The sequence below is a fragment of the Pseudomonas sp. SORT22 genome, from assembly GCF_018417635.1.
Taxonomy (GTDB): domain Bacteria; phylum Pseudomonadota; class Gammaproteobacteria; order Pseudomonadales; family Pseudomonadaceae; genus Aquipseudomonas.
In genome coordinates, this window is record NZ_CP071007.1 from 2112550 (window position 1) to 2134202 (window position 21653).

The 21653-nt window shown below is 63.1% G+C and carries 22 protein-coding genes; 15 read left to right on the top strand and 7 right to left on the bottom strand.

The window, feature by feature from the left end:
* The first annotated feature begins 303 nt into the window (after nt 1-303).
* Entirely contained in the window at nt 304-780 is a 477-nt protein-coding gene (gene greB / locus JYG36_RS09910) for a transcription elongation factor GreB (RefSeq protein WP_045194766.1), read from the top strand.
* Here greB and JYG36_RS09915 read toward each other — a convergent pair whose 3' ends face one another.
* Nucleotides 781-3279, bottom strand: a complete 2499-nt coding sequence (locus JYG36_RS09915) for an ABC transporter permease (protein ID WP_045194764.1) — start codon at nt 3277-3279, stop codon at nt 781-783.
* Nucleotides 3279-3962: an ABC transporter ATP-binding protein gene (locus JYG36_RS09920; protein ID WP_045194762.1), complete on the bottom strand. Its 684-nt coding sequence runs from the start codon at nt 3960-3962 to the stop codon at nt 3279-3281. The genes JYG36_RS09915 and JYG36_RS09920 overlap by 1 nt, the downstream gene beginning before the upstream one ends.
* Nucleotides 3963-3972: 10 nt before the next feature.
* On the opposite strand from JYG36_RS09920, the gene JYG36_RS09925 reads away from it, so the two are divergent.
* The 3 genes from JYG36_RS09925 to JYG36_RS09935 all read left to right on the top strand — a co-directional run bounded on the left by JYG36_RS09925 (nt 3973) and on the right by JYG36_RS09935 (nt 6015).
* Nucleotides 3973-4578 (top strand): arylesterase, encoded by a 606-nt coding sequence (locus JYG36_RS09925; RefSeq protein WP_176794241.1) that lies wholly within the window; start codon nt 3973-3975, stop codon nt 4576-4578.
* Between the two features lie 56 nt (nt 4579-4634).
* Complete coding sequence (locus tag JYG36_RS09930; protein WP_010222548.1) at nt 4635-4916, top strand: hypothetical protein; 282 nt, start codon at nt 4635-4637, stop codon at nt 4914-4916.
* Nucleotides 4917-5037: 121 nt separating this feature from the next.
* Entirely contained in the window at nt 5038-6015 is a 978-nt protein-coding gene (locus JYG36_RS09935) for a L,D-transpeptidase family protein (protein ID WP_093380972.1), read from the top strand.
* Between the two features lie 129 nt (nt 6016-6144).
* On the opposite strand, the gene oprI is transcribed toward JYG36_RS09935, so the two are convergent.
* On the bottom strand, nt 6145-6396 hold the full coding sequence (gene oprI, locus JYG36_RS09940) for an outer membrane lipoprotei OprI (RefSeq protein ID WP_003259780.1): 252 nt from the start codon (nt 6394-6396) through the stop codon (nt 6145-6147).
* A gap of 507 nt (nt 6397-6903) precedes the next feature.
* On the opposite strand from oprI, the gene JYG36_RS09945 reads away from it, so the two are divergent.
* The gene (locus JYG36_RS09945; RefSeq protein WP_010222546.1) at nt 6904-7188 is read left to right on the top strand and encodes a GNAT family N-acetyltransferase; all 285 of its coding nucleotides are present in this window, start codon (nt 6904-6906) and stop codon (nt 7186-7188) included.
* 86 nt (nt 7189-7274) lie between these two features.
* Here the strand turns inward: JYG36_RS09945 and JYG36_RS09950 are convergent, their stop codons facing one another.
* Both JYG36_RS09950 and JYG36_RS09955 read right to left on the bottom strand, forming a co-directional pair.
* Nucleotides 7275-8351 carry a 3-deoxy-7-phosphoheptulonate synthase gene (locus JYG36_RS09950; protein WP_045194753.1) on the bottom strand — a complete coding sequence of 359 codons (1077 nt, stop codon included), beginning with the start codon at nt 8349-8351 and terminating at the stop codon, nt 7275-7277.
* Between the two features lie 164 nt (nt 8352-8515).
* Nucleotides 8516-8968, bottom strand: a complete 453-nt coding sequence (locus tag JYG36_RS09955) for a PilZ domain-containing protein (RefSeq protein WP_045194748.1) — start codon at nt 8966-8968, stop codon at nt 8516-8518.
* A gap of 116 nt (nt 8969-9084) precedes the next feature.
* Here JYG36_RS09955 and JYG36_RS09960 point away from each other — a divergent pair, with 116 nt between their 5' ends.
* The 6 genes from JYG36_RS09960 (at nt 9085) to JYG36_RS09985 (ending at nt 16179) form a co-directional block, all read left to right on the top strand.
* On the top strand, nt 9085-10053 hold the full coding sequence (locus tag JYG36_RS09960) for a putative 2-dehydropantoate 2-reductase (RefSeq protein ID WP_213603763.1): 969 nt from the start codon (nt 9085-9087) through the stop codon (nt 10051-10053).
* A gap of 42 nt (nt 10054-10095) precedes the next feature.
* On the top strand, nt 10096-11004 hold the full coding sequence (locus JYG36_RS09965; protein ID WP_093380979.1) for a 5'-nucleotidase: 909 nt from the start codon (nt 10096-10098) through the stop codon (nt 11002-11004).
* Between the two features lie 92 nt (nt 11005-11096).
* On the top strand, nt 11097-11594 hold the full coding sequence (locus JYG36_RS09970) for a universal stress protein (RefSeq protein ID WP_045194744.1): 498 nt from the start codon (nt 11097-11099) through the stop codon (nt 11592-11594).
* Between the two features lie 124 nt (nt 11595-11718).
* A complete protein-coding gene (gene cysB / locus JYG36_RS09975; protein WP_010222540.1) occupies nt 11719-12693 on the top strand; it encodes an HTH-type transcriptional regulator CysB in 975 nt (324 codons plus the stop codon).
* Between the two features lie 379 nt (nt 12694-13072).
* Entirely contained in the window at nt 13073-13552 is a 480-nt protein-coding gene (locus tag JYG36_RS09980) for a CS1 type fimbrial major subunit (protein ID WP_045194743.1), read from the top strand.
* Nucleotides 13553-13647: 95 nt separating this feature from the next.
* Nucleotides 13648-16179 carry a CS1-pili formation C-terminal domain-containing protein gene (locus tag JYG36_RS09985; protein WP_213604382.1) on the top strand — a complete coding sequence of 844 codons (2532 nt, stop codon included), beginning with the start codon at nt 13648-13650 and terminating at the stop codon, nt 16177-16179.
* Between the two features lie 133 nt (nt 16180-16312).
* Here JYG36_RS09985 and JYG36_RS26680 read toward each other — a convergent pair whose 3' ends face one another.
* Nucleotides 16313-16447, bottom strand: coding sequence for a hypothetical protein (locus JYG36_RS26680; protein ID WP_258594211.1), 135 nt, complete (start codon nt 16445-16447; stop codon nt 16313-16315).
* 259 nt (nt 16448-16706) lie between these two features.
* Between JYG36_RS26680 and JYG36_RS09990 the strand changes: the two genes are divergently transcribed.
* The 4 genes from JYG36_RS09990 (at nt 16707) to JYG36_RS10005 (ending at nt 20825) form a co-directional block, all read left to right on the top strand.
* Nucleotides 16707-17393, top strand: coding sequence for a hypothetical protein (locus JYG36_RS09990; RefSeq protein WP_213603764.1), 687 nt, complete (start codon nt 16707-16709; stop codon nt 17391-17393).
* A gap of 134 nt (nt 17394-17527) precedes the next feature.
* Nucleotides 17528-18262, top strand: coding sequence for a fimbrial biogenesis chaperone (locus JYG36_RS09995; protein ID WP_213603766.1), 735 nt, complete (start codon nt 17528-17530; stop codon nt 18260-18262).
* A 36-nt stretch (nt 18263-18298) separates the two neighbouring features.
* A complete protein-coding gene (locus JYG36_RS10000) occupies nt 18299-18925 on the top strand; it encodes a response regulator transcription factor (RefSeq protein ID WP_195884647.1) in 627 nt (208 codons plus the stop codon).
* 13 nt (nt 18926-18938) lie between these two features.
* Nucleotides 18939-20825 (top strand): ATP-binding protein, encoded by a 1887-nt coding sequence (locus JYG36_RS10005; protein ID WP_213603768.1) that lies wholly within the window; start codon nt 18939-18941, stop codon nt 20823-20825.
* Here JYG36_RS10005 and JYG36_RS10010 read toward each other — a convergent pair.
* Nucleotides 20812-21546: a phosphoadenylyl-sulfate reductase gene (locus tag JYG36_RS10010; RefSeq protein WP_093387442.1), complete on the bottom strand. Its 735-nt coding sequence runs from the start codon at nt 21544-21546 to the stop codon at nt 20812-20814. The two genes, JYG36_RS10005 and JYG36_RS10010, sit on opposite strands and share 14 nt — an antisense overlap.
* Nucleotides 21547-21653: the final 107 nt, after the last annotated feature.

Here is a 21653-nt window from a genome sequence, read left to right on the forward strand (position 1 = left end):
CCTTCAGTGACCTGCCCGGCAGACACTGAAAAGGTCCCTATGTTTGCAACGACGGTTCTACTGTGTGCTGACCTGTATCAGGCTTGGCAGAACCCTGGCACTTCACATTCCTTGTGATTTTTTGCTGTAGGTGATTTCTATTTATATCTCCAGATGTTTCAACGCGCTAGTGGCAGTGGCGTGCTTCACGTCAAGTTTTCGCTATTTACACCGTCTGGCTGGCGCAGTTCGCCTGCTCTGAGGCACAGTTGCAGCCTGAGCACATGCCGGCTGCTGGCTGGCGGTCACCGAGCGAGAACACTGTTGAGCACGAAGATCATCACACGTGGCGGCTACGACGCCTTGAAGCAGGAGCTGGATCAGTTGTGGCGGGTCACCCGCCCCGATGTCACCCAGAAAGTCACCTGGGCAGCGTCGCTGGGCGATCGCAGCGAGAACGCCGATTACCAGTACAACAAGAAGCTCTTGCGCGAGATCGACCGCCGCGTGCGCTACCTGCGCAAACGCCTGGAAGACATGCGCGTGGTCGACTATTCGCCAGAGCAGGAAGGCCGGGTGTTTTTCGGCGCCTGGGTCGAAATCGAGAACGAGGAGGGCGAGAGCAAGCGCTTTCGCATCGTTGGCTACGACGAGATCTACGGGCGCATGGACTACATCTCGATCGACTCGCCCATGGCCCGCGCCTTGCTGAAAAAAGAGGTCGGCGATGAAGTCATCGTCCAGACCCCTTCCGGCGAGATGTGCTGGTGGGTCAACGCCATCGACTACGTCAAACCCTGATCAGCCCTCGCGCAGTACCGCCAGCGGGCTGGCATTGAGCGCCCGGCGCGTGCCGTAGACCCCGGCACCGCCGACCAGCAGCGCGCCGAGGACCGGCAGCAACAGCAGCCATGGGTGCGGGCTCCAGTGCAGGTCGAAGGCGTAGCGGTACAGCACCAGGGTGATCAGCTCGCAGCCAATCGCCGCCAGCAGGCCGCTGGCCGCCCCGAGCAAGCCGAACTCGATGCGTCGGGCCTTGACCAGCAAACCGCGCCCGGCGCCCAGGGCGCGCAGCAGGGCGCCCTGGCGAATACGCTCGTCGAGGGTCGCCTGCAAACCGGCGAACAGCACCGCCAGGCCCGCCGCCAGCACGAACAACAGCACGTACTCCACCGCCAGGGTGACCTGGGCGAGGATGCTGCGCAGTTGTTCCAGCAACGCATCGACCTGAAGGATGGTCACCGCCGGGAACGCCCGCGACAGCGCTACCACCTGCTGGTCATGCCCGGGGGCCAGGTAGAAGCTGGTCAGGTAGGTGGTCGGCAGGTCCTGCAGGGTCTGGGGCTGGAAGATCATGTAGAAGTTGGGCTGGAAACTGTCCCAGTTGACCGTGCGCAGGCTGCTCACCTGCACCTGACGTTGCAGGCCGCCGATGCTGAAGGTCAGCTGGTCACCGAGTTTGAGCTTGAGGCTCAGGGCCAGTTCGGCTTCCACCGAGACGCCGGGCAGGGCGTCGGCCGGCGGTTGGGCCTGCCACCACTGGCCTTCGCTCAGAGTGTTGCCCTGAGGCAGGTCGGCAGCCCAGGTCAGGCTCAGGTCGCGCTGCACCGCGCGGTCGCCGGTGGATTCCTTGCTGACGATCTGTTGCACCGGCTCGCCGTTGATTGCGGTCAGGCGTCCGGGGATGACCGGGTACAGCGGCGCGGCTTCGGCGGAAAATTCGCTCAGGCGCTGGGCAAAGCTGTTCTTGTCGTCGGGCAGGATGTTCAGGGCGAAGTAGTTGGGGGCGTCCTTGGGCAGCTGGTTCTGCCAGGTGTCGAGCAGCTCGGCGCGCAGCAGGGCAATCAGCGCCATGGCCAGCAGGATCAGGCCGAAGGCCAGCGATTGCCCGGCCGCCGCCAGCGGATGGCGCAGCAACTGGCCAAGGCCCAGGCGCCAGGCCAGCGGGCTGCCGGCGAGCAGGCGGCGCAGGCTGCGCAGGCCGAGCAACAGCAGGCCGCCCAGCAGCAAGGCGGCCACCAGGCCACCGCCGAGCAGGGCGAAGGTCAGCAGCAGGTCGAGGCTCAGCCGCCACATGATCAGCCCAAGGGCGAACAGTGCGGCGCCATACACCAGCCAGCTGCTGGCCGGTACCGGCAGCAGGTCGCGGCGCAATACCCGCAGCGGCGGAACCCGGCCCAGGGCGGCCAGCGGCGGCAGGGCGAAACCGGCCAGGGCCACCAGGCCGGTGGCAATCCCGGCCAGGGCCGGGCCGATGCCGCCAGGCGGGATCTGCGCCGGCATCAACCCCTGCAGCAACTGGAACAGGCCCAGTTGGGCCAGCCAGCCGAGCGCCGCGCCACACAGCGCAGCGATGCTGCCAAGAATCGCCAGTTGCAGGCAGAACAGGCTCAGCGCCTGGCGCCGCGACAGGCCCAGGCAGCGCAGCAGGGCGCTGGCATCGAAACGGCGGGTAGCGAAGCGGCTGGCCGACAGGGCCACGGCGACACCAGCGAGCAGCACTGCCACCAGGCTGGCCATGTTCAGGTAGCGTTCGGCCTTGCCCAGGGCGCCGCCGATTTGCTGGTTGCCATCGCGCGAATCCTGCAGGCGCTGGTTGGCGGCAAGGTTTTTACTCACCGCGTCACGGTAGCTGGCCAGGGCTTCGGGCTCGCCGCGCCAGAGTTCGCGGTAGCTGACCCGGCTACCCGGTTGCACCACCCCGGTGGCCTCAAGGTCGGCAAGGTTGATCAGTACCCGTGGGGTCAGGCTATAGAAGTTGCCGGCGCGGTCGGGCTCGTAGGTCAGTACCCGGCTCATGCGCAGGGTTTTCATGCCGACATCGATGCTGTCGCCGATCTTCAGCTCCAGCGCTGCCAGCAGCCGTGGCTCGACCCAGGCCTCGCCCGGTGCCGGGCCGCCACCGGCGGTTTCGCTGGCATAGGGTTCGGCGGCGCTGCGCAGCTCACCGCGCAGCGGATAACGGTCGTTGGCCGCCTTGATGCTCGACAGCTGGATGCCGTTGTCGGTGGCGATCACGCTGGAGAACTCGACCACCTGGGCATGCTGCAGGCCCAGGGCGGTGCCGCGGCTGATCTGCTCGGGGGCGGCCGGCGAGCTGCCCTGCAGCACCAGGTCGGCGCCGAGGAATTCGGTGGCGCGCAGCAGCATGGCGCCATTGAGGCGGGCGCCGAAGTAGCCGATCGCGGTACTGGCCGCCACCGCCACCAGCAGGGCGAAGAACAGCACGCGCAACTCGCCGGCGCGGGCGTCGCGCAGCAACTGGCGCAGGGCCAGGGGGAACAACGGCAGGCGTTTCATCAGGGCTCCAGCGGCGCGACCAGGTGGCCGGCGTCCAGGCGGATCAGGCGACGGCAGCGCTGGGCCAGGCGTTCGTCATGGGTGACCAGTACCAGGGTGGTGCCGCGCTCCTTGTTCAGTTCGAACAACAGGTCGCTGATGCGCTCGCCGGTGTGGCTGTCGAGGTTGCCGGTCGGCTCGTCGGCAAACAGCACCGCAGGCTCGGCGGCAAAGGCGCGGGCGATGGCCACCCGTTGTTGCTCGCCACCGGACAACTGGCGCGGCGAGTGGCTCAGGCGCTGGCCCAGGCCCACCCGTTCGAGCAGGCTGCGGGCGTGCTCGCGGGCATCGCGGCGACCGTCCAGCTCCAGCGGCAGCATGACGTTTTCCAGGGCGTTGAGGCTGTCGAGCAACTGGAACGACTGGAACACGAAGCCGACATGCTCGGCCCGCACCCGTGCGCGCTGGTCTTCATCCAGCGGGCCGAGGTCGTGGCCGGCCAGGGTCACGGAGCCTGCGCTAGGCAGGTCGAGGCCGGCCAGCAGGCCGAGCAGGGTCGATTTGCCCGAGCCCGAGGCGCCGACGATGGCCAGGCTGTCGCCTTGTTTCAATTCCAGCGAGAGTTCGTGCAGGATGGTCAGGTCGCCTTCCGCGCTGGGGACCACTTTGCTAAGGTTGCGCGCACTGAGAATGCTGGGGCCCATGGAGAATCCGATGCGAGTGTGGTTATTGAGTGCTGGCCTGGCCTTGATGTGCCTGGCCCAGGGCGCAGCCGCGGGGACCGTGCTGATTGTCGGCGATAGTATCAGTGCCGCTTTCGGCCTGGATACCCGTGAGGGGTGGGTTGCCTTGCTGGAAAAACGCCTGAAGAGCGAGGGTTTCGACGCCAAAGTGATCAATGCCTCGATCAGCGGCGACACCAGTGCCGGCGGCCAGGCGCGGCTGCCGGCGCTGCTTGCAGAGCACAAGCCGGAGCTGGTGGTGCTCGAATTGGGCGGCAACGATGGCCTGCGCGGGCAGCTGCCAACGCAATTGCAACAAAATCTTGCCTCGATGATCGACCGCTCGCGGGCTGCCGGCGCCAAGGTGTTGTTGCTGGGCATGCGCCTGCCGCCCAACTATGGCAAGCGTTACAACGAGGCTTTTGCCCAGGTGTATGAAAACCTGGCGACGGAAAAACAGGTGCCGCTGGTGCCGTTTTTCCTCGAAGGGGTGGGCGGTGTACCCGAGCTGATGCAGGGCGATGGCATCCATCCGGCGCAGGGCGCCCAGGCCAGGTTGCTGGAAAATGCCTGGCCGCAACTAAAACCGCTGCTTTGACGCTTTTATAGTGACCGGCTTTCGGCTAATGTTGCGCCCCCGATTTGGAGCCCCCGATGCCGCGTCCCGCCTGGTCCCTGTATGCCTATCAATTGATCGAGCCTGACGAACAGCTTGACCTGTTCGCCTGCCAGGAGATCCGCGTCCACCTGGTAGCCCGCCAGCTCGAGCTCGGTGGCTCGGCCGACCGCACCCTCTGCGGCACCCTGTTGCCGGCGCAACCGCGCTGGTCGCAGGCCGAGCGCAGCATCTACCGTGACCGCCGCCTGTGCTCGCTGTGCCGGGCAATCCTCGATGCCCAGCGCCGTGGCACGCGGCCAGTGTGGCCCGAGCTGTAACGCGCTGATATAACCTTTCATCCCCTGCACCGCCAACTGCGCCCGGGACATCTCCCTGTTCCGCGGGGGGCGGTGTACAATCGATTGCTTGACTCAATTGAATTAGCGAAGGATTTCCCGGATGTTGCCGCGCTTTCCCGCCGTCACCCGTTGCCTGTCCCTGGCCGCCCTGCTGGCGGCAGGTCCCGCTGCTGCGCTGGAGTTCCCCCTGCCGCCTCCCGGTGAAGACGTCATCGGCCAGGTCCAGGTGATCAAGGCCAAGTACGAAGACACCTTTGCCGACATCGGCACCGCCAACGACCTTGGCTACCTGGAAATGATCGCCGCCAACCCCGGCGTCGACCCGTGGCTGCCGGGCGCCGGCACCGAGATCATCCTGCCGACCCGTTTCATCCTGCCGCCGGGCCCGCGCGAAGGCATCGTCATCAACCTTGCCGAGTACCGCATGTACTACTACCCGAAAGGGCAGAACGTGGTGCATACCTACCCGCTGGGCATCGGCCGTGAAGGCTGGGGTTCGCCGATCGCCAACACCAGGGTCACCGCCAAGACCCCGAACCCGACCTGGACGCCGCCAGCCTCGATCCGCAAGGAGCACGCCGAAGACGGCGACATCCTCCCGTCCGTAGTACCGGCAGGTCCGGACAACCCGCTGGGGCCGTTCAAGTTCACCCTCGGCGTGCCGGGCTATCTGATCCACGGTTCGAACAAGAAATTCGGCATCGGCATGCGCACCAGCCACGGCTGCTTCCGCATGTTCAACAACAACGTGCTGGAACTGGCCAAGATGGCCCCGGTCGGTGTGCCGGTGCGCATCATCAACGAGCCGTACAAGTTCGGTATCAGTGCCGGCAAGGTCTATCTCGAGGCGCACACGCCGCTGGACGACAAGGGCGATCCGTCGGTGGTCGACAAGCACACCGCGGTCATCAACGCCCTGCTCAAGCGCGAAGACCTGGCCAACAACCTGCGCATGAACTGGGACATGGTTCGTGATGTGGTCGCCGCCGAAGACGGCATGCCGGTGGAGATCGCCGTGCCCAATGGCGCTGGCAACCCGGCGCCGATGGTGTCCAGCGTGCCTTACGACATGCAGTAAGCCATTCCTGCTGTACCTGAGGCCTGCCATCGTGCAGGCCTCGTCGTTTCTGCTGTTGCACTTTCACGGCGGCAATAAAAAAGCCGACCCACAAGTGGGTCGGCTTCCAATAACAATCCCGAAGGACTATTACTTGCGGCTGGCTTTGTCCAGCATACGCAGAGCGCGCTCGTTAGCTTCGTCAGCGGTCTGTTGTGCTTTTTGAGCAGCAGCCAGAGCGTCGTCAGCTTTGCGATAGGCTTCATCGGCACGAGCTTGTGCACGAGCAGCTGCGTCTTCGGTAGCGGTCAGACGAGCTTCGGTTTCTTTGGATACGCTGCTGCAACCGGTAGCCAGGACTGCGGCCAGAGCCAGAGCAGAAAATTTCAGAACGTTGTTCATCGTGTTCCCCTTCAAGGACTTTCTATTAAATAGCCATCTCTCAAGAAAGAGAAACTGGCCGGCGTACATAGTACCCATTACTTGTAGTAAGTAAACTGACAGAGCGCAAGAACTGCAAAAAAATGCGCCTGTCCCGGGTCCGCCACAGCCTTATGTAGAAAAACTGTGAAGGCGCCGCATGCGCGGGTGCTAACAAGTGTAGCAAGTGTGTAATTTGTTGAACTAAAAGTGACTTAAAGTGTCATCCTTCGTCATAGCACTACAACATCCGGCAACTGTTCAGGCCGATGCTCGCCGCCGTGTCCGCTTGCCACAAGTGGGTGAAATTTGCGACCAGCCACCTTGAGCATCCGGGCATCGGGCGCCTACTATTTGTACGTGCTCATTTGCCAGAGAACAGCCATGCTCTTCTCGTTGTCCAATGGGGCACGGGGTGGCGTAGAGGTTCCTTCGCCGGACAAACATCGGTAAGGTAGGGTCATAGCACAAGACCCGCGAGGAGTAGTGATGAGCGAGGCGTTGTCCATCCACCATGACCAGGCTGGTCATCAGTTCGAGACCAATGTGGACGGTCATCGTGCTTACCTGACCTACATGGACCTGGGTAAGCAGACCCTGGATATCTACCGCACGTTCGTGCCCAACGCGTTGCGTGGCCGGGGTATCGCTGCGGCGCTCACCGAGCAGGCGCTCAAGTACGCCGAAGACATGGGCTATACCGTGATTCCGTCGTGCTCCTATGTTGAGCGCTACATGGAACGTCAGCAAAAGCACGCCACCAACAAGGCCTGAAGATCACGAAGGGCAGCCCTTTGCGCTGCTGTTCAACGCACCAACAAAAACGCCGGGCAATTGCCCGGCGTTTTTGTACCTGCCTGTCAGCCGCGCTGGCGTTTGGGCAACACGTCCTTGAGCTTGGCATGCATGCTGCGCAGGGTTTTCTCGGTGGACGCCCAGTCGATGCAGGCGTCGGTGATCGAGACACCGTACTGCAGGTCGTTGAGGTCTTTCGGGATTGCCTGGCAGCCCCAGTTCAGGTGGCTCTCGACCATCAGGCCGATGATTGACTGGTTGCCTTCGAGGATCTGGTTGGCGACGTTCTCCATCACCAGCGGCTGCAGGGCCGGGTCCTTGTTGGAGTTGGCGTGGCTGCAGTCGACCATGATGTTCGGCTTGATCCTGGCCTTGGCCAGGGCCTGTTCGCACAGGGCGACGCTGACCGAGTCATAGTTGGGCTTGCCGTTGCCGCCACGCAGCACCACATGGCCGTAGGCGTTGCCCTTGGTGGTGACGATGGACACGCCGCCTTCCTGGTTGATACCAAGGAAGCGGTGCGGGCTCGACACCGACTGCAGGGCGTTGATGGCAACGGTCAGGCCGCCGTCGGTGCCGTTCTTGAAGCCGACCGCGGAGGACAGGCCCGAGGCCATTTCGCGGTGGGTCTGGGATTCGGTGGTGCGCGCGCCGATGGCCGACCAACTGATCAGGTCCTGCAGGTACTGCGGCGAGATCGGGTCGAGGGCTTCGGTGGCGGTCGGCAGGCCCATTTCCGCCAGGTCCAGCAGCAGCTGGCGGCCAATGTGCAGGCCGTCCTGGATCTTGAACGAGTCGTCCAGGTACGGGTCGTTGATCAGGCCCTTCCAGCCGACGGTGGTACGCGGCTTTTCGAAATACACGCGCATGACCAGGTACAGGGTGTCGGACACCTCTGCCGCCAGCACCTTGAGGCGCTCGGCATACTCGTGGGCAGCCTTGATGTCGTGGATCGAGCAGGGGCCGATCACCACGAACAGGCGGTGGTCCTTGCCGTCGAGGATATTGCGCACCACTTCGCGGCCGGCAGTCACGGTCTGCAGGGCGGTAGCGCTGAGGGGGATTTCCTTCTTGAGCTGATCGGGGGTGATCAAGGTCTCGTTGGAGGCAACGTTTAGGTCATCGATCGGTAAATCAGCCATCGTGTTACTCGTCAGGTCACGGGTGCCGGCCGCCAGCGATCCCCGTGCGGCGGAGCAGCGAAAATTGTACGCAGCGGGGAGCCGAACCTTAGCGCGTTACACCGTGGCTCGACAATGGGCAAGGGCGGCTTTCCTGCAAGGAAAAGCCCACAGCCACGGGGTTTTTACCCCGGAAGGAGGATTTCCCGGGTATGGCTTGCCTCAAGGCTGGCCTCGGAGAACTCGCCGGCGTGCAGGCTGACCCACTGCTGGGCGAGGGCTTCGACATCGGTATCGGGGTTGGCGGCGTGTTCCCGGGCCTGACAGAAGTGCTGGATCTGGCACACCTGTTCGCCCATGCGTGCGCCAAACAGCGCCTGTTCGTCGATAAAGGCAATACCCACCCGGTAGCCGTCCTGGTGCTTCTGGCACCAGGCCACGTAACCTGGGTAGCGCGCCTCGGCGCCGAGGGAGGGGATGAGCATTTCCACCGCCATGCCGCGTCGGTAGGCCCGAGGGTGGTTGCAGGCGATTCCGCCCAGGCTGATAGTGTGCAGCCGTTGGCGGAACAGTTTGGGCGACTGACGCAGGGTCAGCTCCACCGGAACATCGTCCGGGTGCAGCAAGAAACCACGCATGCTCGACTCCGTGTCGATTTTTTGACCTTGTTCGCCTCAGTATAGTGAAGGTTCGTAAAACGTATGATTTGCGTGTAAAAAATGTGAACAGAAAATGAACGCTTGAGGAGAGCAGGATGAACACGAGCAGCCCGCGTATCGGCGTAATCGGCACCGGTGCCATTGGTGGCTTCTATGGCCTGATGCTGGCGCGTGCCGGGTTCGAGGTGCACTTTCTCTTGCGCAGCGAGTTCGACGCCGTTCAGCTCAACGGTTTGCGCCTCGACAGCGCCGTGCATGGCATCGTGCAGATGAAGGTTTCGGCCTACGCCGACGCCGCCGACATGCCGCCCTGCGACTGGCTGCTGGTGGGCGCCAAGACCACCAGCAACGCTGAACTGGCGCCGTTGATTGTCCAAGCGGCGGCGCCGGATGCCAAGGTGGTGCTGCTGCAGAACGGCCTGGGCGTCGAAGAGCAACTGCGGCCCTTGCTGCCGGCCAACCTGCACCTGCTTGGCGGCTTGTGCTTTATCTGCGTCAACCGCGAAGCGCCGGGGGTGATCCGCCACCAGTCGCTGGGCGCGGTGAACCTGGGCTACCACAGCGGCCCGGCGGTCGATGACGGCAGCCGCCAGCAGATTGTCGAGGCCGGGGCGGCGCTGTTCCATGGCGCCGGCATCGATTCCCAGGCTATGAGCAACCTGGCCCAGGCGCGCTGGCAGAAGCTGGTGTGGAATGTGCCCTACAACGGGTTGTCTGTGCTGCTCAAGGCCAGTACCACGCCGCTGATGGCCGATGCCGACAGCCGCGCATTGATCCAGGCGCTGATGGCCGAAGTAGTGCAGGGTGCCCGTGCCTGTGGCCATGAACTGCCGCAAGGCTATGCCGAGCACCTGTTTGCGGTGACCGAGAAGATGCCCGACTACTGGCCGAGCATGTACCACGATTTCGCCCAGCAGCGGCCACTGGAACTGGCGGCGATCTACGCCGAGCCGTTGGCCCAGGCGCGGGCGGCGGGCTGTGAGTTGCCGAAGATGCAGGTGTTGTATCAGGCCTTGGCTTTTATTGACCGGCAAACAGCACCGCCCCTGCAGGAGCGGGCTTGACCCGCGATGAGGCCCGCTAGAACAGCGCAAAAGGAGCAGCATATGAGCAAGAACCTCGGTGACAAACTGGTCGTCGCCATCTCCTCCCGGGCGCTGTTCGACCTCAGCGAGAGCCACCGGCTGTACCTGGCCGAGGGCGTTGAGGCGTATCGCCAGTACCAGATCGAACACGAAGACGAAGTGCTTGAACCTGGTGACGCTTTCCCGCTGGTGCAAAAGCTTCTGGGCCTGAACGCCCATCTTGGCCAGGCGCGGGTCGAGGTGGTGCTGGTGTCGCGCAACAGCGCCGATACCGGCTTGCGGGTGTTCAATTCGATCGAGCATCACGGCCTGGGTATTTACCGCGCCGCCTTCGTCGGCGGTCGTAGTCCTTATCCGTATCTGGCGGCGTTTGGTTGTCACCTGTTCCTGTCCACCGATGCCGATGACGTACGCAGCGCCCTGGAGGCTGGCTTTGCCGCCGCCACTATTCTCTCCGGTGGCGCCCAGCGTGCGGCCAGTGACGAGCTGCGCATCGCTTTTGACGGCGACGCGGTGCTGTTCTCCGATGAGTCCGAGCGGGTCTACCAGCTCGGCGGCCTCGAAGCCTTTCAGGCCAGCGAGCGTCAATCGGCGCGTGAGCCGTTGCGTGGCGGGCCGTTCAAGCCGTTCCTGGCGGCGCTGAACCTTTTGCAAAAGGAGTTCCCGGAAGGCGCCTGCCCGATCCGCACGGCGCTGGTCACCGCCCGTTCGGCACCGGCCCATGAGCGGGTGATCCGCACCTTGCGCGAATGGGATATTCGCCTGGACGAATCGCTGTTTCTTGGCGGCCTGGACAAATCGGCGTTCCTCGAAGCCTTCGCCGCCGATGTGTTCTTCGACGATCAGGCCGGCCATTGCGAACGGGCCCGCAGCGTCGTCGCCACTGGCCATGTGCCCCATGGGATCAGCAACGAACCGACCCTGGGCTGACTGGCAAACCTCGGCGCCGGACGGCCCTGCGGCCGGTCTTGGCGCTGCTAAGCTGAAGCTTGCTCTGCCGTCGTGGCAGTCGAGGAGGTCGAATGATCCGTTCCATGCTGTATGCCACTGACCTCGGTGTGTACGCGCCTTTTGTCATGCAACACGCGCTGGCGCTGGCGCGGACCTTCAACGCAGAGCTCTACGTCATTCATGCAGTCGAGCCCATGGGCCAGTTCGCCGAATCACTGCTGCAAAGCTACCTGGACGAGCAGACCCTCGATGAACTGCATAGCGAAGGCGTCACCACGGTGATGGCCAACATCGAGCAGCGGGTCCTGGAAAACTTTCGTGACGAATTAGGCGAGGAGGCTGACCTTGCCCTGATCAAGGCCGTGCGCGTGCGCCAGGGCGACCCGGCGCAGGTGATTCTCGAACAGGCCCAGCGCCTGAGTGTCGACCTGCTGATCTTCGGCAGCCACAGCCAGGGCGCCGGCGTTGACATTCCGATTGGCCGCACCGCTGTGCGCTTGCTGCAGCTGTCGCCGGTGCCGGTGTACATGGTGCCGCTCGCGCAACATCTCGGTCGTAGGAAGTCTTAACTGGGTGACGTAGGTGGGTTCCTTGAAGACTGCTAAAATAGTTCTAGATTTATTCTTCAAACCACTAATATAGTTATAAATCGTCGCTGCTGCCGGTGACGCCCAGCTGATTTGAGGGATACCTATGAAGCTTCAACAATTGCGCTACATCTGGGAAGTGGCGCACCACGACCTCAACGTCTCCGCGACAGCGCAGAGCCTGTACACCTCCCAGCCGGGCATCAGTAAGCAGATCCGCCTGCTCGAGGACGAGCTGGGCGTCGAAGTGTTCGCCCGCAGCGGCAAGCACCTGACCCGCGTGACCCCGGCCGGTGAGCGCATCATCACCACCGCCGGCGAGATCCTGCGCAAGGTCGAAAGCATCAAGCAGATTGCCCAGGAATTCTCCAACGAGAAGAAGGGCACCCTGTCGATCGCCACCACCCACACTCAGGCGCGTTATGCCCTGCCACCGGTGATCAGCAGCTTCATCAAGCAGTACCCGGAAGTGGCCCTGCACATGCACCAGGGCTCGCCGATGCAGATTGCCGAAATGGCCGCCGACGGCACCGTCGATTTCGCCATCGCCACTGAAGCTCTGGAGCTGTTCGGCGACCTGGTGATGATGCCCTGCTATCGCTGGAATCGCTGCGTGGTGGTGCCTCAGGGCCACCCGCTGACCAAACTGCCAAAGCTCACCCTCGAAGCCCTGGCCGAATACCCGATCGTTACCTACGTGTTTGGTTTCACCGGCCGCTCCAAGCTCGACGAAGCCTTCAGCCACCGCGGCCTGACCCCGAAAGTGGTGTTCACCGCCGCTGACGCCGACGTGATCAAGACTTACGTGCGCCTGGGCCTGGGCGTCGGTATCGTCGCCAAGATGGCGGTCGACACCAAGCTCGACAATGACCTGGTGGTGCTCGATGCCAGCGAGCTGTTCGAGTCCAGCGTGACCAAGATCGGATTTCGCCGTGGCACCTTCCTGCGCGGTTTCATGTGCGACTTCATCGAGAAGTTCGCCCCGCACCTGACCCGCGAAGTGATGGCCAAGGCGATCGCCTGCCACAACAAGCAGGAGCTTGAAGAGCTGTTTGAAGGCGTCGAGTTGCCAGTGCACTGATTTGCGTCTTCAATAGCTGATGTGCAGAAAGCGCCCTTCAAGGGGCGCTTTTTTTTGGCTCTTCACGGAATCCCGGGTTGGGATGTTGAGGCTGCGAGTTTATCCATTCAGTGTGGGGCCAGCAGCGCCACACCGAATGGATAAGCCCGCAACCCAACCCAAGAATCATAGCCCCCGGGATTCCGTGAAGAACCTTTTTTTGTGCGATTGAACGTTAACGCTCTTTGGGAAATTTCCCAATCCTGCTGGGAGTGGTCCGACTTTTTGCGTCGGATATCTGCCGAATAATCCTCCTCGCCAACCGCCCTGTGCGGTGCGGCATTTGCCGTTGGCACGTCGCCTGTGACGATTGCACAGGTCAATTCGAGGAGATCAATTCATGAAGCGCACTTTTCTGGCCCTGCCGCTCGCCTTGCTGGCCGTTGGTAATGTATTTGCCGCCGACCCACTGGAGAAACAAGTCACCGTAACCGCCACCGTTCCGACCGAGAACTTTTATGTCGAGCCGGTGGGCGGCAACTGGATGAACGAACCGCAGAACATGGCCTGGAACGCCCTGCGCGAATCGCTTGAGCCGATCCGCAAGCAATTGCAGGTCAAGAGCACCACCGGGGCAATTTCTGCCCGTCTGCTCAGCCCGGCAGTGATCAACAGCGGCGCCAACAGCATCGGCCTGGACGTCGCGGTCAACGGCACCGGCCTGACCACCACCTCGGTGCCGGTAGTGCCGGCAGCCGCAGCGGCGGCGGGCACCCTGGTGGCCTTCGATGTGGCCGCGCAGTCGGCCGGTGCTGGCGGCTACGTGCCAGGCAACTACCAGGGCATCGTCAACATGCTGTTCGAGACCGTTTCGCCGTAAGTCGCCAGCCGGCGTTTTTTTGTCCCCTTCTATTCACCCCGTTGCTCCTTCGTTTGGATGAGTACGGGGTGAATATTGCCTGTGAAAAAATGGACATGGCCAATTACTTGTCTCTCGCTGCATCCGTTCGACTGGCCCTGGGTTGGGTTGTGCTCTGCAGTTCTGCCTGTGCCTGGGCCGATGCCCGGGGAGCGGCCGGGCCCTTGGGGGTGTTGAGCCAGGCGCAAGGCTTGCCGCAAGAGTTCGGCGAGCACTTCTTTGATGTGCCCCTGGCGGTTCGCGTCGATCTTGATGGGCGCTACCTGGGCGATGCGCTGGTGGTGCTGTCGCGCGATGAGCAGGTGCAACTGCTCGACTTTACCGACACCTTCGACAGCCAGGCCGCCGACAGCGAGCGTTCACGCTGGCGCGAACAGTTGCAGGAGCCGAGGTTGCTGGGCAACTGCCTGTCCAGTTGCCCGCTGGGGCTGGTGGCCTTGCACTACAGCCTGGTCAATTCACAGTTGTCGATCCTCACCACGGCGGCGGAGCGCAGCGACCAGCCGGCGCTTTACCACACCTTGCCGGAACGCGGCAGCCACGGCTTGCTGTTGCGCAACCAGTTGAACCTGGTCGGGGGCGACCTGGAAACCACCGGGCGTTATGCCGTGCAGGGGCGGGGCAGCGTCGGCAACTGGACTGCCGTTGGCGAGGCGCAGTTCGACCGCAACAGCGACTACGCCGAGCAAACCCGGCACCGTGTCGACCAGCTCTATGCCGAGCGTGTGCACGACCAGCATTTCTTTCGCCTGGGCTACTTTACCCCGGGCGCCCAAGGCCTGACCCGTCAGCCGCGCCTGCTCGGCAACCTGCCCGATACCACCCGCGGCCTGATGCTCGGCAGCAGCGACAGCCTGGCGGTCAATAATGGCCAGGCCAGCGCCACGCCCATCTATGTCACCCCGAACCGCTCGGCTATCGCCGAAATCTACCGTGATGGTGTGCTGATCAACAGCCAGTCGGTGCAGGCCGGTTTGCAGGCGCTGGATACCCGGGTGCTGCCGGGAGGCATTTATGAAGTAGAAGTTCGCCTGATTGAAGACAACCAGGAAACCTCGCGCAGCGAGGCCTTCATCTACAAACCCTCGAACTGGAACAACGCCGAGTCGCCCTGGCGCTACAACGTTTATGTCGGGCAGCAGAGCACCTTGTGGAGCAATTGGGACAAGGACTATGACAACAGCCTGAGCGCCGGGGTCTTTACCAATTACCTGTTGCACCCGCGGGCAGTGCTCGGGCTCTCGGCCCAGCGCATCGATGAACTCATGCAGTACGGCAGCTCGCTGGACTGGGATGTGCTCGATCCGTTCAAGCTCTATGGCAGTGTTTTTCACACCGAAGATCAGGGTAACGGCTACGACCTGCAAGGCATCTACAACTATGCATCGGGCTCGCTGGTGTTCAGCCAGAGCCGCTCATGGCTGGACAGCCGCAGGTTCGAAGACGATCAGCCTGGCGCGCAGCGCGACTTCAGCGTGCGCGAGGTGCGCCAGAGCGCACTGTCGCTGAACCACCGGGTCGATCGCCACAGTACCGCTACCGTACGGGTTTCCCATAGCAGTGGTACTGGCGCAAACGGCACCGGCTTCGATGTCGGCTGGGGTTATTTTGGCAAGCTGCTGGACTCCGATACCCACTGGCGGCTGTCAGTGTTCGATCGCCCTGGCACCAGCAGCTCGGGTGATGCGCGCAACCGCGGCGTCACCTTGAGCATGAGCATGAGCCTCGGCGGGCCGGGACGCAGGATTTCGGCAACCCTGGGCAGCCGCACGTCCCGCGACGGCGGGCGCGATCAGAACGCTTCGCTGACCTATCAGCAAGATGTCGACTACGGCGCGTTGCAGAGCCTGGCCGGCACGGTTTCGCTGGACCGCTACGGCACCGGCTTTGGCGGCAGCGCCCTGTTCGAGAGCCCGCTGCTGCATGGCGATGCCTATGCCCAGAGCTCGTCGTACAACGGCGAACTGACCGCCGGTTTGAACCTCGACAGCGTGCTGGCGATCGGCGCCGGCCAGGTGGCGATGTCCGGGCAGTACCTGCCCCACGAGGCCGGCCTGATTGTCGATGTCGAGTCGGACCTGCAGGGCCTGCGCATGCGCGCCGACGACCATCACGGCCACAGCGCCGTGCTGCGCCCGGGGCGCAATGTCATTCCGGTCAGCGCCTACAAGGCCGGCCAGGTGCATTTCGATTTCGAAGGCAGGGACGCCCATGCTGCGGTCATCCAGCCCGCTACGGTGGAGTATCACCTCAACCGCGGCGGGGTCGATTATCACCAGATTCGCGTGATGCAGACCGTCACCGTGATCGGCCGTCTGGTCGATGGCAAAGGCCAGCCGCTGCGGGGCGCGCTGGTAATCAACCACGCCAGCCGCAGCGTGAGCGAGGCGGATGGTTTCTTCGCCATCGAGATGAGCGAATCGACGCCGACCCTGGAGATTCGCCGGGGCGCTGATGCCTTGTGCCTGTTCAGCTTCGATCAGGGCACGTACACCCGCGAGAACGACATTCTGCTGGTCGGCGACCTGACCTGCGCCGGGGCCAATGTGGCCAGGGCTGAGCTGAAACAATCGAAGGAGGACGCTTGATGCGATGGCTGAAACAACCACGGTGCACAACCCTTGGGGCACTCTTTTCGGTGTTCGCAGCGTTCTGTCCGGAACCTTTCACGGGTGTTGCCCAGGCCGGCGTGGTGGACATTACCGGCGAGTACATTCCGGGTTACAGCGGCAGGCCGCCTACTGGCTTTACCAACACCACGCCGCGGGCGGCTTTTTGTTCGGGATTGGTCTCCTGCGTCGGCAGCGAGTATCGGTTTACGGCCAATTTGCCGTTGAGCTTTTCTACGGCGTTCATCCATCGTGCACCGCATCCGCGGGACAATTACTTCATCAGGCTTCCCCCAAGCAAGACGTTGAATCTGGTTAATGAGCAAGGGGATTCGTTCAGTACCCAGTTCCGAGCGACGCATATCGGCCTGAGGATGGTGCCGGGCCTGACGGTCTTGGTCGCGGGGCCTACCCATGGCGCGTGTGAACGGGTTGCAGCGACCGAGGACAGAAACGCTACGGTGTATCTGGGGCGAATCGATACAGCTATTTCAACCGGTTGTTACATGGTCGGACGCAGCGGCAGTGCCGGGACCGTTATCAATATAGATAGCACTATCGAGGGGCTTGCTTTTGACCTGCAGTTGCCTTCGCCGCTCTCACTGAAAAATGGCGTCTACCGGGCCCAGTTGCAATTGAGCGTCGGTGGCAGTGGGGCGGACTTTGACCTGGGTAATCGATTCACCAGTGTCAGCACCAACATGCTCACCTTCAATTTCGAGTTCACCGTCAAACACCCCTTGAAGCTCGAGTTTCCGCCTGGCTCCGAACGCGCAGTACTCGAACCGCCTGGAGGCTGGGCAAGCTGGATCAATCGCGGCACGCCCCCTCAGCGCCTGTACCGGGTGCTGCCATTCCAGATCTGGACCACGGGTGCGATCAGCGTGCACACCCGCTGCGAACACGACCTGGGTGGGCGCTGCGGCATTCGCGGGCGCGACGGCCACCAGGTTCCGTTGAAAGTCGCCCTGACCCTGCCGTCCAGCATGAGGCACCTGGGTGCGCCGGTGGACAACCTGGTGGTGCCGGTTGGCGCGCCGGCGGCGCTGCACATCGATACCGTCGAGGCCACGCTCGACCGTCAGGCGCGGCTGCTGTTCGAAGTGTCCCAGGCCGATACCGCCTCGATGCTCGGGTACCCGGGCGAAACCTTCCAGGGCGATGTGACGCTGGTACTGGATGCTGCGCTTTAAACAACCCCCGAACGGGGCAATTGGAAGTTTCGCTGTCAGTTAAGGAAGTTTCCTACAGCCTCTGCCGGTTGCCCGGACAGGCCGGGTGGATGAGAATGATATTAATTGGCCAGTTGAGCTGGGAGCTAAACGACATGAAAGGAATACTGGCGGTACCGCTGCTATGGATACTGGTGGCGAGCGCTGCGCTCGCCGGGCCCGAGCTCAACATCGGGACCTTCTACGATTACCTCGACGGTGAAAAGAGCACGTTGCTCAAGCGCGTGCGCAATGGCGGCGACACCACCGCCTTCGTCAAGGTCAGCGTCGCCGAGCTGGTTTACGATGAGCAGGGCCAGGCGCGCGAGGTTGAAATGGACGGCCGCGAGGCATTGCAGCGTGGCCTGGTGGTGAGCCCGGCGCGGTTGATCATCCCCGCTAATGGCATGCAGGCGGTGCGCCTGCTGTATCGCGGCGAGCGTGAGCACGAGCGCTATTTCAGGCTGCGTTTCATCCCGGTGCTGCCGGAGGTCAACGACGGTTTTGCCGTGACCGAAGATGAAGCCGAGCGCTATGAAAACGCCCTCAAGGTCGGGGTCAACATTTTGGCCGGCTACGGCTCGATCCTGTTCGTGCGGCCCCAGGCCAGCCGCTACCAGGTCGAGGTCGAGCATGAGGCCGGGCGCTTCCTGGTCCCCAACCGGGGCAACACCACCATCGTCCTCGATCATTTCAATGATTGCGCCGCCGGCAACAAGGACTGCGCCCCGGCGACCAAGCACCATGTGCTGCCGGGCAAGGTCCGTGCATTCGAGAAACAGGCCGGGCGCCACTATCGCTTTGAGCTGGTCGAGGGCGAGCAACGTCGCGAAATTGCCTTCAAGGGGTGAATCGGACCGAGTCACCGTCGTGGTATGAGGGAAGGTATGAGTAGTGTTCTGATCGTGGACGATCACCCGTTTATTCGCTCAAGCGTCAACCTGCTGCTGGTCAGCGAGCGCTTCGAAGTGGTCGGCCAGACCGACAACGGCATCGATGCCGTGCGCCTGGCTCGTGAGCTGAGCCCGGACCTGATGATCCTCGATATCAGCATTCCGGGCCTGGACGGCCTGGAGGTGATTGCCCGGGTCAAAGCAATGAAGCTTGCGCTGAAAATTCTGATCCTGACCTCTCAGCAGGCTGATTATTTTTCCCTGCGCTGCATGAAGGCCGGCGCGGTCGGCTATGTATCGAAAACCGACGATTTATGCGAGCTGAGCAAGGCCGTGCATGCGGTCATGTCCGGCTACACCTACTTCCCTGAAGTCGCCTTGAGCTCGGTGAGCAGGGTCGATGTGCGCGCCTCGGAAGCCGAGTGCATCGCCAGCCTGACCAACCGTGAACTGCTGGTGCTGCAGCAACTGGCCCGCGGCCTGAGCAACAAGGCCATCGGCGATGCGATGCTGTTGAGCAACAAGACTATCAGCACGTACAAAACCCGTCTGATCGAGAAATTGAGGGTCAAATCATTGGTGGACCTGGCGGATGTCGCCAAGCGCAACCTGCTCATTTAGGTTGCCCAATTGTGTGCATGCTCGCTTGCTGCAGGCGCTGGTGTTGCTGGTACTGCAGTGCCTGGCCACAGTGGCCGGGGCCGAAGAGGTAGCGCCAGGCATCTGGCCGGATGCCATCCGCGGCCTGCACGCCTTTGAGGCGCAAGCGCATGCGGTGGTGGCGCAACACCCCACGCTGGCGATTGTCGACAGTTTCTGGCACGAAAACGGGCGCCTGATTGCCCAGGCTTGTGCCGTGGTCGGCAGCTTGCTGGCGCTGGCGCTGGTGTGGATTCACTACCTGCGCCAGTCAATCCGCAAGTGCGAACGGGCCGAGCGTGCCCTGACCGAGATGTATGCTGAACTGCAAGCGGCCAAGGAACAGGCAGAGGCGGCTAACCAGGCCAAGACGACGTTTCTGGCGACCATGAGCCACGAGATCCGCACGCCGATGAACGCCCTGTTGGGCATGCTCGAACTGGCCCAGGAAAAGGCCGATCAGGGTGTGCTCGACCGGCTGGCTATCGAGGTGGCCTCAAGCTCGGCGCGTGGCCTGCTTGAACTGCTCGGCGATGTGCTGGATGTCACCCGCATCGAATCCGGCCATTTGCTCCTTGAACCGCGCCGCACCCAGCTGCGCCAGCAGGTCGAAGGGGTGGTGCGCATGTTTGAACAGCAGGCCCTGGGCAAGGGCCTGCGCCTGCACCTGGAGGTTACCGGCGCCCTGGACAGCGACGTGCTGCTCGACGCCCTGCGCTTCAAGCAGGTTCTCTCCAACCTGATCAGCAATGCCATCAAGTTCACCCGTGAAGGCTCGGTGCGTGTGCGCTTGCACACCCAGCGCCGGCTGCGCCGCGTGGAGGTGAGCCTGGTGGTGGAAGATACTGGCGTCGGTATTCCCATGGCCGATTTGTCACGCCTGGGTACGCCCTATTGCCAGGCCAGCAACAACCGCCAGGCCGGGCGCAATGGTGCCGGGCTGGGGCTGAGCATCTGCCGGATGCTGTGCGAGCTGATGGGCGGGCGTATGCAGCTGGACAGCAGTATCGGTGTCGGTACCCGTGTCGAGGTGCAGTTGAACCTGGCCTGCCTGCCACCGGCGGCGTCCAGCGACGCTCCGGGCCGGCGCCGGGAGAGCGCCAGCCTGAGCAAGCCGCTGAAGGTGCTGGTGGTGGATGACTACCCGGCCAATCGCATCCTGCTCATGCACCAGCTCGGTTACCTGGGCCATCGCGTGCGGGTCTGCGAACACGGCGGCGAGGGCTTGCGCTGCTGGCTGCGCGAGTCGTTCGATGTGGTCATCGCCGACTGCAACATGCCGATCTTCGATGGCTATCGGCTGGCCAGGGCGATCCGCGAGCATGAGCGGCGCGCCGGCCGCGAGGCTTGCCGGGTGCTGGCGGTGACCGCCAATGCCCAGGCGTCGGAACGTGCCCGCTGCCTGGCGGCGGGAATGAATGCCTGCCTGTTCAAGCCCTTGAGCATCGACGACCTGCAGCAGGCGCTGGAGGGCCTGACGGGCCGTATCGCGGTGCCGGTGGTGGCCCAGGCAGCGCCGGTGCTACCGGGCATGGACATCTCCAGCCTGCTGGTGCTGGCCGCCGGTGATCAGGACAAGGTCCGGGCCCTGCTCGGCGATCTGGTCAGCAGCAATCGCCAGGACCTGCGCGGTCTGGACCGCTTGCACGATGGTAAGGATCGGGTGGCGTTGGCCGACCTGGTGCATCGGCTCAAGGGCGGGGCGCGGATGATCCGCGCCCATGAGGTGCTGGCAGTTTGTGTGCAGCTGGAACAGGCCTGCAGTACACAGGCGCCGGCCCACCGCATCAGCCAGCTGGTGCAGATGCTGCGCCAGGCGATTATCGACCTTGAGCAGCACCTGGAGCGCTATTGCCAGCGCGAGGAAGTCAACCCTTGGTGATCAGGTTGCCGGCGTGCAGCCCGCATTCCTTCTGGGTCGACTCTTCCCACCACCAGCGGCCTTCGCGCTCGTGCTGGTTCGGCAGCACCGGGCGGGTGCAGGGCTCGCAGCCGATACTGATGAAGCCGCGCTCGTGCAGGCTGTTGTACGGCAGCTCGAGCATGCGGATGTAACCCCAGACTTCCTCGCTGCTCATCTGTGCCAGCGGGTTGAACTTGTACAGGGTGTGCTCGGGGCTCGAGAAGGCGCTGTCGATTTCCAGCGCCGCCACCTGGCTGCGGGTGCCCGGGCTCTGGTCGCGGCGCTGGCCGGTGGCCCAGGCGCTGACAGTGCTCAGCTTGCGCCGCAGCGGCTCGATCTTGCGGATGCCGCAGCACTCGCCATGGCCGTCCTTGTAGAAGCTGAACAGGCCTTTTTCCTTGACGAAGGGCTCGAGTTTGCTGTGATCGGGGGAGAGGATCTCGATCGGCAGCTGGTACTGTTCGCGCACCTGGTCGATGAAACGGTAGGTTTCCGGGTGCAGGCGGCCGGTATCCAGGCTGAACACCTTGAGGTTCTTGTTGAGCTTCCAGGCCATGTCCACCAGCACCACGTCCTCGGCGCCGCTGAAGGAAATCCACAGGTCATCGCCGAAGTGCTCGAAGGCCAGCTTGAGGATGTCTTGCGGCGACTTGTTGGCGTAGGTCGCGGCCAGGGCGGCGACGTCGAAGGGTTGGCTCATCAGGCGGCTTCCGGTCATTGAATGGCGCTTGGCGCTCGTAATGCCCTGATCTTAACAAAAATTGCCCGGGTAGACGCCGCGCATGTAGAGTGCGGCTTCCCATTTTT

Excerpts from the sequence above, each read along its gene's own strand:
- JYG36_RS10000 (WP_195884647.1), top strand. The coding sequence starts at position 18,299 with ATGAGTAGTGTTCTGATCGTGGACGATCACCCGTTTATTCGCTCAAGC.
- JYG36_RS09965 (WP_093380979.1), top strand. The coding sequence starts at position 10,096 with ATGAGCAAGAACCTCGGTGACAAACTGGTCGTCGCCATCTCCTCCCGG.
- JYG36_RS09915 (WP_045194764.1), bottom strand. The coding sequence starts at position 3,279 with ATGAAACGCCTGCCGTTGTTCCCCCTGGCCCTGCGCCAGTTGCTGCGC.
- JYG36_RS09945 (WP_010222546.1), top strand. The coding sequence starts at position 6,904 with ATGAGCGAGGCGTTGTCCATCCACCATGACCAGGCTGGTCATCAGTTC.
- JYG36_RS09980 (WP_045194743.1), top strand. The coding sequence starts at position 13,073 with ATGAAGCGCACTTTTCTGGCCCTGCCGCTCGCCTTGCTGGCCGTTGGT.
- JYG36_RS26680 (WP_258594211.1), bottom strand. The coding sequence starts at position 16,447 with ATGAACGCCGTAGAAAAGCTCAACGGCAAATTGGCCGTAAACCGATAC.
- JYG36_RS09920 (WP_045194762.1), bottom strand. The coding sequence starts at position 3,962 with ATGGGCCCCAGCATTCTCAGTGCGCGCAACCTTAGCAAAGTGGTCCCC.
- cysB (WP_010222540.1), top strand. The coding sequence starts at position 11,719 with ATGAAGCTTCAACAATTGCGCTACATCTGGGAAGTGGCGCACCACGAC.
- JYG36_RS10010 (WP_093387442.1), bottom strand. The coding sequence starts at position 21,546 with ATGAGCCAACCCTTCGACGTCGCCGCCCTGGCCGCGACCTACGCCAAC.
- JYG36_RS09995 (WP_213603766.1), top strand. The coding sequence starts at position 17,528 with ATGAAAGGAATACTGGCGGTACCGCTGCTATGGATACTGGTGGCGAGC.
- JYG36_RS09930 (WP_010222548.1), top strand. The coding sequence starts at position 4,635 with ATGCCGCGTCCCGCCTGGTCCCTGTATGCCTATCAATTGATCGAGCCT.
- oprI (WP_003259780.1), bottom strand. The coding sequence starts at position 6,396 with ATGAACAACGTTCTGAAATTTTCTGCTCTGGCTCTGGCCGCAGTCCTG.
- JYG36_RS09935 (WP_093380972.1), top strand. The coding sequence starts at position 5,038 with ATGTTGCCGCGCTTTCCCGCCGTCACCCGTTGCCTGTCCCTGGCCGCC.
- JYG36_RS09955 (WP_045194748.1), bottom strand. The coding sequence starts at position 8,968 with ATGCGTGGTTTCTTGCTGCACCCGGACGATGTTCCGGTGGAGCTGACC.
- JYG36_RS09925 (WP_176794241.1), top strand. The coding sequence starts at position 3,973 with ATGCGAGTGTGGTTATTGAGTGCTGGCCTGGCCTTGATGTGCCTGGCC.
- JYG36_RS09970 (WP_045194744.1), top strand. The coding sequence starts at position 11,097 with ATGATCCGTTCCATGCTGTATGCCACTGACCTCGGTGTGTACGCGCCT.
- JYG36_RS09990 (WP_213603764.1), top strand. The coding sequence starts at position 16,707 with ATGGTCGGACGCAGCGGCAGTGCCGGGACCGTTATCAATATAGATAGC.
- JYG36_RS09960 (WP_213603763.1), top strand. The coding sequence starts at position 9,085 with ATGAACACGAGCAGCCCGCGTATCGGCGTAATCGGCACCGGTGCCATT.
- JYG36_RS09985 (WP_213604382.1), top strand. The coding sequence starts at position 13,648 with ATGGCCAATTACTTGTCTCTCGCTGCATCCGTTCGACTGGCCCTGGGT.
- JYG36_RS09950 (WP_045194753.1), bottom strand. The coding sequence starts at position 8,351 with ATGGCTGATTTACCGATCGATGACCTAAACGTTGCCTCCAACGAGACC.